Source organism: Catenulispora subtropica, from assembly GCF_039531675.1.
GTDB lineage: Bacteria > Actinomycetota > Actinomycetes > Streptomycetales > Catenulisporaceae > Catenulispora > Catenulispora subtropica.
The window spans coordinates 1-11,930 of the sequence record NZ_BAAAQM010000075.1 but is presented as its reverse complement, the minus strand read 5'-3'; the positions used below and the strand labels follow the sequence as shown (position 1 = coordinate 11,930).

12 protein-coding genes and 1 pseudogene are annotated in these 11,930 nt (G+C 71.9%); 1 reads left to right on the top strand and 12 read right to left on the bottom strand.

The window, feature by feature from the left end:
• Nucleotides 1-45: 45 nt before the first annotated feature.
• The 6 genes from ABD466_RS39940 to xerD form a co-directional block, all read right to left on the bottom strand.
• Entirely contained in the window at nt 46-909 is an 864-nt protein-coding gene (locus ABD466_RS39940; protein WP_344662504.1) for a pseudouridine synthase, read from the bottom strand.
• 46 nt (nt 910-955) lie between these two features.
• Nucleotides 956-1,798 (bottom strand): SMC-Scp complex subunit ScpB, encoded by an 843-nt coding sequence (gene scpB / locus ABD466_RS39935; RefSeq protein WP_425558858.1) that lies wholly within the window; start codon nt 1,796-1,798, stop codon nt 956-958.
• Nucleotides 1,795-2,742 (bottom strand): segregation and condensation protein A, encoded by a 948-nt coding sequence (locus tag ABD466_RS39930; RefSeq protein ID WP_344662503.1) that lies wholly within the window; start codon nt 2,740-2,742, stop codon nt 1,795-1,797. Before ABD466_RS39930 ends, scpB begins: the two co-directional genes overlap by 4 nt.
• 79 nt (nt 2,743-2,821) lie before the next feature.
• Nucleotides 2,822-3,397 (bottom strand): hypothetical protein, encoded by a 576-nt coding sequence (locus ABD466_RS39925; protein ID WP_425558860.1) that lies wholly within the window; start codon nt 3,395-3,397, stop codon nt 2,822-2,824.
• Nucleotides 3,394-4,413 carry a ParA family protein gene (locus tag ABD466_RS39920; RefSeq protein WP_344662501.1) on the bottom strand — a complete coding sequence of 340 codons (1,020 nt, stop codon included), beginning with the start codon at nt 4,411-4,413 and terminating at the stop codon, nt 3,394-3,396. The genes ABD466_RS39925 and ABD466_RS39920 overlap by 4 nt, the downstream gene beginning before the upstream one ends.
• 364 nt (nt 4,414-4,777) lie before the next feature.
• Nucleotides 4,778-5,698 carry a site-specific tyrosine recombinase XerD gene (gene xerD / locus ABD466_RS39915; protein WP_344662500.1) on the bottom strand — a complete coding sequence of 307 codons (921 nt, stop codon included), beginning with the start codon at nt 5,696-5,698 and terminating at the stop codon, nt 4,778-4,780.
• A 201-nt stretch (nt 5,699-5,899) separates the two neighbouring features.
• Here xerD and ABD466_RS39910 point away from each other — a divergent pair, with 201 nt between their 5' ends.
• On the top strand, nt 5,900-6,451 hold the full coding sequence (locus ABD466_RS39910; protein ID WP_344662499.1) for a hypothetical protein: 552 nt from the start codon (nt 5,900-5,902) through the stop codon (nt 6,449-6,451).
• A 79-nt stretch (nt 6,452-6,530) separates the two neighbouring features.
• On the opposite strand, the gene ald is transcribed toward ABD466_RS39910, so the two are convergent.
• The 6 genes and pseudogenes from ald to ABD466_RS39880 form a co-directional block, all read right to left on the bottom strand.
• Nucleotides 6,531-7,646: an alanine dehydrogenase gene (gene ald / locus ABD466_RS39905; protein WP_344662498.1), complete on the bottom strand. Its 1,116-nt coding sequence runs from the start codon at nt 7,644-7,646 to the stop codon at nt 6,531-6,533.
• A 292-nt stretch (nt 7,647-7,938) separates the two neighbouring features.
• A complete protein-coding gene (locus ABD466_RS39900; RefSeq protein ID WP_344662497.1) occupies nt 7,939-9,147 on the bottom strand; it encodes an RtcB family protein in 1,209 nt (402 codons plus the stop codon).
• A gap of 91 nt (nt 9,148-9,238) precedes the next feature.
• Nucleotides 9,239-9,769: a GTP-binding protein gene (locus ABD466_RS39895; RefSeq protein ID WP_344662534.1), complete on the bottom strand. Its 531-nt coding sequence runs from the start codon at nt 9,767-9,769 to the stop codon at nt 9,239-9,241.
• A 52-nt stretch (nt 9,770-9,821) separates the two neighbouring features.
• Nucleotides 9,822-10,238: a DUF742 domain-containing protein gene (locus tag ABD466_RS39890; RefSeq protein ID WP_344662496.1), complete on the bottom strand. Its 417-nt coding sequence runs from the start codon at nt 10,236-10,238 to the stop codon at nt 9,822-9,824.
• On the bottom strand, nt 10,235-10,732 hold the full coding sequence (locus ABD466_RS39885) for a roadblock/LC7 domain-containing protein (RefSeq protein ID WP_344662495.1): 498 nt from the start codon (nt 10,730-10,732) through the stop codon (nt 10,235-10,237). Before ABD466_RS39885 ends, ABD466_RS39890 begins: the two co-directional genes overlap by 4 nt.
• Nucleotides 10,733-10,744: 12 nt before the next feature.
• Nucleotides 10,745-11,930, bottom strand: a pseudogene (locus ABD466_RS39880) (hypothetical protein); the annotation flags it as partial.

Below are 11,930 nucleotides of genomic sequence, written 5' to 3'. Positions count from 1 at the left end.
CGAAGCGCCCCTGGGAGACGACTCCCAGGGGCGCTTCGGCGTCTTCTACAGCCCCACGGCCTTGTAGATCGCGCCGACCTCTTCCTTGTTCAGCGGACGCAGCCGCTCCGGCTTCTGGTCGCCGAGCGAGATCGGGCCGAACTTGGTCCGCACCAGGCCGCGCACCGGCAGGCCGACCGCGTCCATGATCCGCCGCACGATCCGGTTGCGGCCCTCGTGGATGGTGATCTCCACCAGCGCGTTCTTGCCGACCGAGTCCAGCAGCCGGAAGTGGTCGACGCGGGCCAGACCGTCCTCCAGGTCGATGCCCTCGCGCAGGCGCTTGCCGAGGTCCCTCGGGATGACGCCGTAGACCTGGGCGCGGTAGACCTTGCGGATCTCGTAGGAGGGGTGCGCCAGGCGGTGCGCCAGCTCGCCGTCGTTGGTCAGCAGGATCAGGCCCTCGGTGTCGACGTCGAGACGGCCGACGTGGAAGAGGCGCTCGTTGCGGCCGCGGACGTAGTCGCCGAGGTTGGGACGGTCCGCGTCCTCCATGGCGGAGACCACGCCGACCGGCTTGTTGAAGGCGAAGTGGACGATGCCCTCGGCGGTGGAGATGCGCATGCCGTCCACGCGGATCACCGCGGTCTCCGGGTCCACGCGCATGCCCTGGTGGCGCACGATCTCGCCGTTGACCTCGACGCGGCCCGCGGCGATCAGGTCCTCGCTGACCCGGCGGCTGCCGACGCCGGCCTGGGCCAGCACCTTCTGGAGGCGGACGCCTTCCTCGTTGGGGTCGGCGAAGGGGTCGTAGTCGCGCCAGTCGCGGCCTCCCGCGGTGCCGCCGCCCTTGGCACTGCCGCCCTTGGCGCCGCCTCCCCGGCGAGGAGCGGGCTTACCGGGCTGGGAACGGCGAGGAGGGGTGTTCATGGCGTCCATTGTCCCCCATCGGCGACCCCCGCTCGCCCGCCGCGGGTCAGGCGAGCGTCTCGGCCTCTTCCATGGACTCCACCGACGGCAGGAGCGGCGCCAGCTCCGGCAGCTCCTCCAGAGACTGCATCCCCATCTTCTCCAGGAAGAGCGGTGTGGTGCGGTACAGGATCGCGCCGGAGTCGACGTCGGTGCCGGCCTCCTCGATCAGGCCGCGGGTCAACAGGGTGCGCATGACGCCGTCGCAGTTCACGCCGCGCACCGCCGAGATCCGGGAGCGGCTGACCGGCTGGCGGTAGGCGACCACCGCGAGCGTCTCCAGCGCCGGCTGGCTGAGCTTGGCCTGCTGCCCGTCCAGGACGAACTTCTCCACCAGCGGCGCGCACGCCGCGCGGGTGTAGAGCCGCCAGCCGCCGGCGACCTGGCGCAGGTCGAAGCCCCGCTGCTGCTCGGTGTACTCGGCGGAGAGCTCGTGCAGCGTCTGCACCACCTCGTCCCGCGGCCGCTCGGTGATCTGGGCCAGCACGACGTCGGCGACCGGCTCCTCGACCACGAGGAGGATCGCCTCCAGGCACTGGCGCAGGGGCGGGAGCGGGGCCATGTCGGTGGAGAGCTGCCAGGTGGCGTCGTCGAGTCCGGCGATACCCGGATCGGCGGACTCCACGCGCGGGGACGGGAGCGGAGCCTTCGGCCCGGTGCGCTGCGCGGGGAGGCCGACGGGGGCGTCGGCGACTTCGACGGTCTCGGTGATCCCCGCGTCTTCGGCGACCGCGGTGACCCCCTCAGCCGCAGCCTCAGCCTCGGCGCCGGCCTGGGTCTCGGCAGCCTCGGCGTCCTCGGCGTGGACGGCGTACTCCGGGCGCTCGTACTCCCAGTCGTCGTCGCTCATCCCAGCTCCTGCTCTTCCTCTTGCTCGTCCTGCTCCGGCGCCTCGTCCTCGACCGGCGCGCTGCGGTCGAACTCGTCGACCGCGACCTTGAGGTCGCCCTCCTCCGTCCCGGTCCACGACACCGTCAACTCCGCGAAGGCGTCGGGCTGGTCGAACATCACCGCGGCCTCGCGGAACAGCTCCAGCAGGCCGAGGAAGCGCGCGACGACGGTCAGCGTGTCCGGGGCGTCCTCGCACAGCTTCTGGAACGACGCCCGCCGGAACTCGCGCATCTTCGCGATCAGCACCGCGACCTGCTCGCGCACACTGACCTTGCTGCCGTGCAGGTGCGTGACCGAGACCTCGGGCGGCGTCCGCGGCGTCATCGCCTTCACCGCCAGCGCGGCGAACTGCTCCGGCGTGAGGTTGATGATCACCTCGGGCAGCAGATCGGCGAACGAGGGCTCCAGCTTCACCGCGCGCGGGAACATCCGGCCGGCTGTGGCGTGCCGGTGGCCGAGCTCGGTGGCGACCTGCTTGTAGGCCTTGTACTGGAGCAGGCGCGCGAACAGCAGGTCCCGGGCCTCCAGCAGGGCCAGGTCGCCCTCGTCCTCGACCTCGGCGGCGGGCAGCAGGCGCGCGGCCTTCAGGTCCAGCAGGGTGGCGGCGATGACCAGGAATTCCGAGGCCTGGTCCAGGTCCCAGGCGTCGCCCATGGCCCGGATGTGGGCGATGAACTCGTCGGTGACCTTGGACAGGGCCAGGGTGGTGACGTCGAGCTTGTGCTTGGCGATCAGCCCGAGCAGCAGGTCGAAGGGGCCCTCGAACTCCGGCAGGCTGACCTGGAAGCCGTCGACGCGCGCCGCGGTGTCCCCGGTGTCGGGGGACGTCCCCTCCGGCGGTGCGCCCTCAGCCGGGGCCTGCGGCTCGGCGACCGCCTCGGCCTGCTCCACTTCCACGCTCACCCCGTGAACTCTAGAGGACCCGCCAGCCGTGCCCCGCAAGGCACCCCCGCGGGCCGGGCGATCCGGGCGATCCGGGCGGTCAGCTGTCGGACAGCCGCTTGACCAGGATGCTGTCGCGCCCCCGCGCGTCGAGGTCGGCCAGCAGTGCGGCCACCGCCTCACGGACGATGCGGCCGCGGTCCACCGCCACGCCGTATTCACCCCGCAGCGTGATGCGGGCGTGCTCCAGGCCGAGCAGTTCGTCCGGGGACACGTACACGGTGATCTTCTCGTCATGCCGTTCGCGGCCGGTGGGACGGCGCGGGGCGGTGACCTTGCGGGCCGGCGGCGCGGGCGGCGGCTCCGGTGCGGGCTCGGGAGCGGCGGCCGCCGAGGCCGGCCCGGTCTGTGCGGCCGGCGGCGCCTTCACCGCGGCTTCGGTCGCCGAGGCTCCGGCGGGCGCCGCGGGTCCCGCGGGCGCGGGCACCGTCTTCACCGGTCCCTTGCTCCCGACCGCGCTCGGCGGCGCGGCCGTGGTGTGCCCCGGAGCGTTGGGCCCACCGGGCCCGCGCTCGCGGGCGGGGCGCTGGTCGGCTTCCTCACCCCGCCCGTTGTGCATCAGGGTCCCGTTGCCGGCGGTGGTGCGGAACAGCTCGTCAGCGGCGGGCATCCTCACCCGGCGTGGCACCGGACCAGCACCTCTCTCGCCAGCTGGCGGTAGGCGGCCGCGCCCACCGAGGCCGACGCGTACGAGGTGATGGGCTCGCCGGCGACGGTGGTCTCCGGGAAGCGGACCGTGCGGCCGATCACGGTGTGGAACACCTGCGGACCGAAGGCCTGCACCACCCGGGCGAGCACCTCGCGGCCGTGCACGGTGCGGGCGTCGTACATGGTGGCCAGGATGCCGTCCAGCTCCAGCTCCGGGTTCAGCCGCTCGCGGACCTTCTCGATGGTCTCGGTGAGCAGCGCCACGCCGCGCAGCGCGAAGAACTCGCACTCCAGCGGGACGATCACGCTGTGCGCGGCCGTCAGGGCGTTGACCGTGAGCAGGCCCAGCGAGGGCTGGCAGTCGATGATGATGAAGTCGTAGTCGCCGATCACCGGCTTGAGCGTGCGGGCCAGCGCCGACTCCCGCGCCACCTCGGTGACCAGCTGCACCTCGGCCGCCGACAGGTCGATGTTCGACGGCAGCAGGTCCATGCCCGGCGTCACCGTCTTCAGCAGCACGTCCTCGACGTTCACGCCGCGGTGCATCAGCAGGTTGTAGACCGTGCGGTCGAGCTCCATCGGGTTCACGCCCAGGCCCACCGACAGCGCGCCCTGCGGGTCGAAGTCGACCAGCAGCACCTTCTGCCCGTACTCGGCCAGCGCCGCGCCCAGGTTGATGGTGGACGTGGTCTTGCCCACGCCGCCCTTCTGGTTGCACATCGCGATGATGCGCGCCGGCCCGTGCTCGACCGGGGGCCGCGGCACCGGGAAGCGCGGCATCGGCCGGCCCGTCGGCCCCACCCGCTCGCGGCGCTGGGTCGCCGGGTCCGGCGCCAGCGTGGCGGCGTAGTCCGGATCGGGCTCTATCTCGGCGTCGGGGTCGAATCCGTCCTGGTAGCGGAGTTCGTCCTCGATGATGCCGTACGGATCGTCGAACTCCACCCCGGTCCGGGTGGCGTCGGAGGCCTTATCGGTCGTAGTCATCATGTCCTCGGAACGCTGTGTGGAACGAGGAGCAGGCGAGGTCCCCGTCTGAGACGCCATCGCGCCGGTGGTGCCGTCATCGGCGGCGGCGGCCCCGTCGGCCACCCGTCCGGCAGCAAATGTCGACTCATTCACAAGTCGTTCTACCTCCTTACCGACTTGCCCACTCTCATCGCTGGAGTGACTCTATGGGGCCGGTGTCATTACAGCAAGGCAATGAGACACAGGCGGGGCGTTTCAACCCGGTTTCCGCTGGAAAACAGGAGATAAATCACCCGAACCGGTAAGCGTCGCCGGTATCTGTCATCTCATATCAGGACGGTCGGTCACGGGGGAGTCTCAGTACTCGTCAGCCTACCCTTGTTCAGCCGGTCAGGGCCCTGGGATGACTGGACGCGTACACCTCACGCAACCGGTCGACGGTCACCCGGGTGTAGATCTGGGTCGTCGTGGCCGAACTGTGACCCAGCAACTCCTGCACGGTGCGGATATCCGCGCCGCCGTCCAGCAGATGAGTGGCGAATGAGTGCCGCAGGGTGTGCGGGGAGACGCGGCCGGCCAATCCCGCGCGCGCGGCCACCGCGCCCAGCACCGTCCACGCACCCTGACGCGTCAACCGCCCGCCCCGCGCGTTGAGGAACAAGGCACCGGCATTCCCGGCTTTCGCCTTCCGCGCGAGTTCGGGGCGCAACCGCACCAGATAGTCGTCGAGCGCGCGGCAGGCGTAGGAGCCGACCGGGACGAGGCGCTGCTTGCCGCCCTTGCCGTCCAGGATCACGGTGCGGTCCTCGCGGTCGACGTCGTCGACGTCCAGGGCCACCGCCTCGGACACCCGCGCGCCGGTGCCGTACAGGAACTCCAGCAGGGCCCGGTCACGCGGCGCCAGCGCCTCCCCGCCCCCGGTCGCCGCCAGCAGCCGCTCCACGTCGGCCAGCGGCAGCGCCTTCGGCAGGCGCAGCGGGACCTGCGGCGGCGGGACCTCGTCGGTGACGTCGGCGTCGACCCAGCCCTCCGCGAGCGCGAAGCGGTGCAGCCCCCGCACCGCCGACATGGTCCGGGCCGCCGAGGAGGCGGCGCCGCCCCGCAGACTGGCCAGGAACGCCCCGACATCGTCCCGTGTCACGGCATTGAGGCTGTTCCGACCCAAGCCGTCAAGGAAAACCCTGTACCGGGCCAGATCACGGTCATAGGCCGATAAGGTGTTGATGCTCAGTCCGCGCTCCACCGCCAGGTGTTCGAGGTGGGCCCGCACGCGGAAGTCGAGGTCGTCGGCCACGGCGACCACGCTACTGCAGGCGCTGATCCATCAGATTTCTGATGCGTCAGCGTGTTGGTGGGGATTCTCCTGATGTTTCCCCGGGGCTTCGCCTGCGGGACCTTACGTGTAGGGCTGGCGTGGCGTAGAAACGTACTCCGGCAAAGTGCCGGACGTGCGATGATCACGCATCGTGACTACTGGGGGTAGCAAGTGGATGTCAATCAGCTCATGGCCAGGCTCGGGCGAAACGGCCTCGTCATCGCTGCGGGGGGTCTGCTGGCGTTCATCGTCAGCTTCTTCCCCTGGTACGGGTACTCGGGCAGCGGCGCCTCGGAACTCAAGGCGATGGGCGTGAAGACCAGCGTCAACGCCTGGGACGCCGGGTTCGCCGCCTGGTTCTCGGTGCTGCTGCTGCTGGCGCTGGCCGTGGTCGGTGTGCTGGCCGCGCAGGGGATCGTCAAGTGGGCGCCGCTGCTGCTCGGCTTCGTCGAGGCCGCGGGCGGGCTGCTCGCCGCCGTGCTGGTGCTGCTGCGCTGGCTCACCTACGACACCGCCTCCGGCATCGGCGGCAGCGTCGGCGCGATGTGGGGCACCTACGTGGCCCTGGTGATCGCGATCGCGGTGGCGGTGTTCGGCTACCTGGACTTCGTGGCCAAGGGCGGCGACATCAAGAACATCGGCGCGGTCTTCCAGGGCGGCGGCCAGGGCAACCAGGGCGGCGGCGGCGACCAGTACGGCCAGGGCGGCGGCGGCCAGTGGGGCCCGCCGTCCGGGCAGTGATCCGCGGCGTTCTCGGGCGAAACGGCGAAGGGCTCCGGAGTGTCTCCGGAGCCCTTCGCCGTTCGTGCGCGCGCCGGACTCAGGCCAGCACCTCGTCCAGCTTCAGCGAGTCGAGCCCGTGCGCCTCGCCGACCTGCGGGTAGGTCAGCTGGCCGTCGTGCGTGTTCAGGCCCAGCGCCAGGGCGTGGTCCCGCTGGCACGCCTCCTTCCAGCCGAGGTTCGCGATCTCGACCGCGTACGGCAGCGTGACGTTGGTCAGCGCGAAGGTGGAGGTGTAGGGCACCGCGCCGGGCATGTTGGCGACGCAGTAGAACACCGACTCGTGGACCTTGAAGGTCGGCTCGGCGTGCGTGGTCGGGTGCGAGTCCTCGAAGCAGCCGCCCTGGTCGATGGCGATGTCGACGAGCACCGAGCCCGGCTTCATGCGCGAGACCAGCTCGTTGCTGACCAGCTTGGGGGCCTTGGCGCCGGGCACCAGGACCGCGCCGATCACCAGGTCGGCCTCCAGGCAGGCCTGCTCGATCTCGTAGGCGTTGGAGGCCAGCGTCTGCATCCCGCCGAACTGGACGGCGTCCACGTGGCGCAGCCGGGCGATGCTCTTGTCGAGCAGCTTCACCTGGGCGCCCATGCCCTTGGCCACCATCGCGGCGTTGATGCCGGACACGCCGCCGCCGATCACGACCACCTTGGCGGCCTGCACGCCGGGCACGCCGCCCATCAGCACGCCGCGGCCGCCGTTGGCCTTCTGCAGGGTGGCGGCGCCGACCTGGGCCGCCATCCGGCCGGCCACCTCGGACATCGGGGCCAGCAGCGGCAGTGAGCCGTCGGGCAGCTGCACCGTCTCGTAGGCGATGGCGGTGATGCCGGAGTCGAGCAGCGCGTCGGTGCACTCGCGGGAGGCGGCCAGGTGCAGGTAGGTGAACAGCACCTGGTCACGGCGCATGCGGTGGTACTCCGCCGCGATCGGCTCCTTGACCTTCAGGATCAGGTCGCCGGTGGCCCACACCTCGTCGGCGGTGTCCAGGATGGTCGCACCGGCGGCGGTGTACTCCTCGTCGGAGATGGACGAGCCGAGGCCGGCGTCCTTCTCCACGAAGACCTCGTGGCCGTTGCGGACCAGCTCGTGGACCCCGGCGGGGGTGATGGCGACCCGGTACTCGTGGTTCTTCAGCTCGCGGGGAATGCCGACCTTCATGTCGACCAGCGTCCTTCGTTCGGTTCGGTACGGCGCCGACCTCGCTGTCGGCCCCGGCTGTTGCGGAATGCGTTGATGCATAAAAGCGAACAGACACCCGGAAGGCGATGGAATGCGGCTAGTGACCGACTCGTGCCCAAGGCGTCGAGCCGAGTTTAACCCCGCGTGGCGGACTGAACCGGTGACAGGATGTCAAGCCAGGGGACGGAAATCGTACGGGGTGCAGCGCACGGCCCCTGGCGATCGAAGGTCCTCGAGGTCACGAGCCTTCGTTCGCCAGGGCAGCCAGGGCTCAGCCCTTGACGCACACCACCTGCTTCAGCTCCGCCACGATCTCCACGAGATCGGACTGCTGCGCCATCACGGACCGGATGTCCTTGTAGGCGCCGGGGATCTCGTCGACCACTCCGGAGTCCTTCCGGCACTCGACGCCCTTGGTCTGCGCCTTCAGATCCGCGACGGTGAACTGCTTGCGCGCCTGGGTCCGGCTCATCCGCCGCCCGGCCCCGTGCGACGCGGAGTTGAACGAGGCCTCGTTGCCGAGCCCCCGCACGATGTAGGAGCCGGTCCCCATGGATCCCGGGATGATGCCCAGGTCACCGCCCCCGGCCCGGATCGCACCCTTCCGGGTGACGAGCACCTCGACGCCGTCGTAGGTCTCCTCGGCCACGTAGTTGTGGTGGCACGAGATGGCCTTGTCGAACGTGACCTTGGGGAACTCCTTGCGCAGCACCTCGGAGAACAGCCACAGCATCACGGCCCGGTTCCGCCGCGCGTACTCCTGCGCCCAGAACAGGTCCCGCCGGTACGCCGCCATCTGCGGGGTGTCCGCCAGGAACACCGCGAGATCGGGGTCGGGCAGGTCCCGGTTCTGCGGAAGGGTCCGGGCGACCTCGATGTGGTGGGCGGCGAGCTGGTTGCCGATGCCCCGGGAGCCGGAGTGGAGCATGAGCCAGACGCATCCCTCGGTATCGAGGTTCACTTCGAGGAAGTGATTGCCTCCGCCGAGGGTGCCCATCTGCTCCGAGACCCGGCCCCGCTTCCCCCGCGTGACGGAGCGCTCCAGGTCGTCGTACCCCTGCCAGAACTCGTGCCAGCCCCGCAGCGGCTTCTTCGCCCCGGGCTCCTGCACCGCCTCCAGGCGGACCGCCTTCTGGTGCACGCCCCGCCCGACCGGGATCGCCTGCTCGATCCGGCTCCGCAGCTTCGAGAGATCGTCGGGGAGCCGGTCGGCCGTCAGTGACGTCTTCACCGCGGACATCCCGCAGCCGATGTCGACGCCGACCGCCGCCGGCGACACCGCCCCCCGCATCGCGATGACCGAGCCGACGGTCGCGCCGATCCCGGTGTGCACGTCGGGCATCACCGCGACACCGTGGGTCCAGGGCAGCCCCGCGACGTTTCGGAGCTGTTCCAGCGCCTGCGGCTCCACAGACTCCGGATCGGCCCACATCCGGATCGGCGAGCTCGCCTCGCTCGAACCGGGAACGGTCGTGTACATGCTTCTACCCTGCCTCTTTCGGTCAGTACCCCGCTGGATGACGGGAACTATGAGGCCACGGGTGCGGGTGGTGCGGCAACAGGATTTGCGGTCAGAACCCCCGCGCCCGCGTCAGCGCGTGCTCCAGCACCACGATCAGCGACTCCCGCACCGAGTCGCCGCTGCGCGCGTCGAACGCGACCACCGGGACCTCCGGCGCCACGTCCAGGGCGGACCGGACGGCCGGCAGCGAGTGGGACAGCACGCCGTCGAAGGCGTTCACCGCGATCGCGAACGGGGTGCCGTCGCGCTCGAAGTAGTCCACGGCGGGGAAGCAGTCGTCGAGGCGGCGGGAGTCGACGACGACCAGGGCGCCGAGGGCGCCGGCGGTGACGTCCTTCCACATGAAGCCGAAGCGGTCCTGGCCCGGTGTGCCGAAGATGTAGAGCTTCAGCGTGGGGTCCAGGGTCAGGCAGCCGAAGTCCATCGCCACCGTGGTGGTGGTCTTGCGGGGGGTCATCGACACGTCGTCGATGCCGGCCGCGACCTCGGTGATGGCCGCCTCGGTGGTCAGCGGCTCGATCTCGCTCACCGCGGCGATGGCGGTGGTCTTGCCGACGCCGAAGCCGCCGGAGACCACCATCTTGACCGGTTGCGGGGGGCGGGGCGTGGTCGCAGGCTCGCCCGCGGCTCTGTCAACCACGGCCGGGGCCGCCTGACGTGTGGATTGCGCGAAGGCCATCGATCACCCTTCTGAGAATGTCCAAGTCTGAGCTGCCGGCCGCGCGGGGCACGTGGACGGTCAGCAGCCGGCGCGTGTGCAGGTCGCCGACCAGCACGCGGACCACGTTCAGGTGCAGGCCCAGGCGGGCCGCGAGCTCGGCCAGGGACACCGGGACGCGGCAGGCCTCGATGATCGCCCGCCGCTCGAAGGCCAGGTGCGGCTGGGCCAGCTGGGCCAGGGCCTCGGGGGTGGCCACGAGCTGGGTCTCCATCGGCAGCGACTGCTCCTCGGCCACCACGCGGCCCTCGGTGAGCAGGAACGGCCGCACCGCCGAGACCGGCTCGCCGCCTTCGCCCGGCCCGGTGCCGCCCCCGACCGCTTCGCTCACCCCTGCCCACCGCCCGGTCTGCGTGCGGGCACGCCCATCCCGACGGTGTTCTTGAGCTCCATGATCAGCGCCGGGCTCAGCACCGTGCCGACCCGGTTGGCGAACAGCGTCATCTCGTAGGCCACGTTGGCCAGCTTGGCGTCGGCGGTGGTCACCGCGCCCAGTACGGCGCCGCTGCCGATCCGGGTGATCAGGAGGTAGCCGCCCTCCATGTCGATGATCACCTTGTTCAGGGCGCCGAGCCCGTAGTTGCCCCCGGCGCCGGCGGCCAGGGAGGTCATCCCGGACACCACCGCGGCCAGGCGCTCGGAGGCCCCCTGGTCCTGCGGGCGCGAGACGGCGATCAGCAACCCGTCGGACGACACCGCGATGGCGTCGACCACGCCCGCGGTCTCGTTGGCGAAGCGGGCGACCATCCACGTGAAGTCCGCGGCGTCGGCCGCGAGACGCTGCTCGTCGCTTTCCCAGGGGGCGGCACTGCTAGAGCCGATCATGGCGTCGTCCTCCTATTGGTCTTCCCCGTCCCGCTCCGGCGCCGGGCCCGCGTGGCGGGCCGGCAGCCGGTGGGCCGGCATGTCGTCGGCGCTGTCGTGGAGCGCCCGTTCCACCCCTGCTTCGTACTCCAGCAACGCGTCCCGCACGGCCACCGCGTCCTGCGGCTGGACCGGCCCGGTGACCGCGGACAGCGGCGCGGTCGGCCAGTCCGGCTGGGCCGGGGTCTTGCGCACCCGGCGCGGCAGGGCGTTGTCGGAGGCCTGCGGGGTCGTGGCGCTCTGGGGCGCGGCGCCCGGGGCGGCGGCGCCGCCCGGGGTGGTCGGGGCGCCCGGTCCGGCGCCGAAGCGCGGCGGCTCCGGCGGCGGCTGCGGCAGGTGCGGGTGGACCAACGGTGACGCCTCCGAAGGAGGGGCCGCGGAGGCCGGCGGCACCACCGGCGACCGGCGCGACGGCAGATGCTCGGATTCCCGGCGCGGTTCGGGCACCGGCTGGTGCGGCAGGTTCGGCAGCCCCGGCTCGCCGGCGGCGTCCCGGGCCCGGCGGCGGCCCAGACCGCCGTCCGGCGGGACCGGCGCCAGCGGGCCGAGCGAGTAGCGGGCTCCGGGGGCGTCCGGCGGAACCGGCAGCGCGAGCGCGTCGAGTCCGGACACCTGGAGCGAGGAGCCGTCCAGGCCGGCCGGCGGCACCCGGCCACCGGGCGCCTGCGCCGGGAACGGCTGGGACGAGGGGAAGGCGGTCTCGGGGAAACCGGCGGGTGCGCCCGGGACGGCCTGGCCGTCGGCCGGGGACGCGGGGTGCGGGCTCTGGTGGAAGCCGGCGGGTGCGCCCGGGACGGCTTGGCCGTCGCTCCCGGCACCGGGACCGGCCGCACCGTTCGACCCGGCGCGCGCGGAGGCCGACCCGGCCTCGGCGAATCCTGCGAAGTCGGTGCCGAAGGACCCGGAGCCGGCGAAGTCGGGCCCGGAGACCCCGGCTCCCGCCGCCGCGGCGGCACCCGGTTCGGACGCCGTTCCGAACGACTCCGCCACGGGAGCCGCGGGCGACACCCGCCCCGGGATCCGGCGCGGCAGCCCGTCGGGCCCGGCGGGCGCCACGCCCGAGGACGGCCACCCGTCGAGCCCCGGCAGTTCGCCGGCCGGCTGCGGCCGGGCCTGCAACCCGCCCGGCACCTGCTGCTGCGCCGGCATCAGCGCCGCG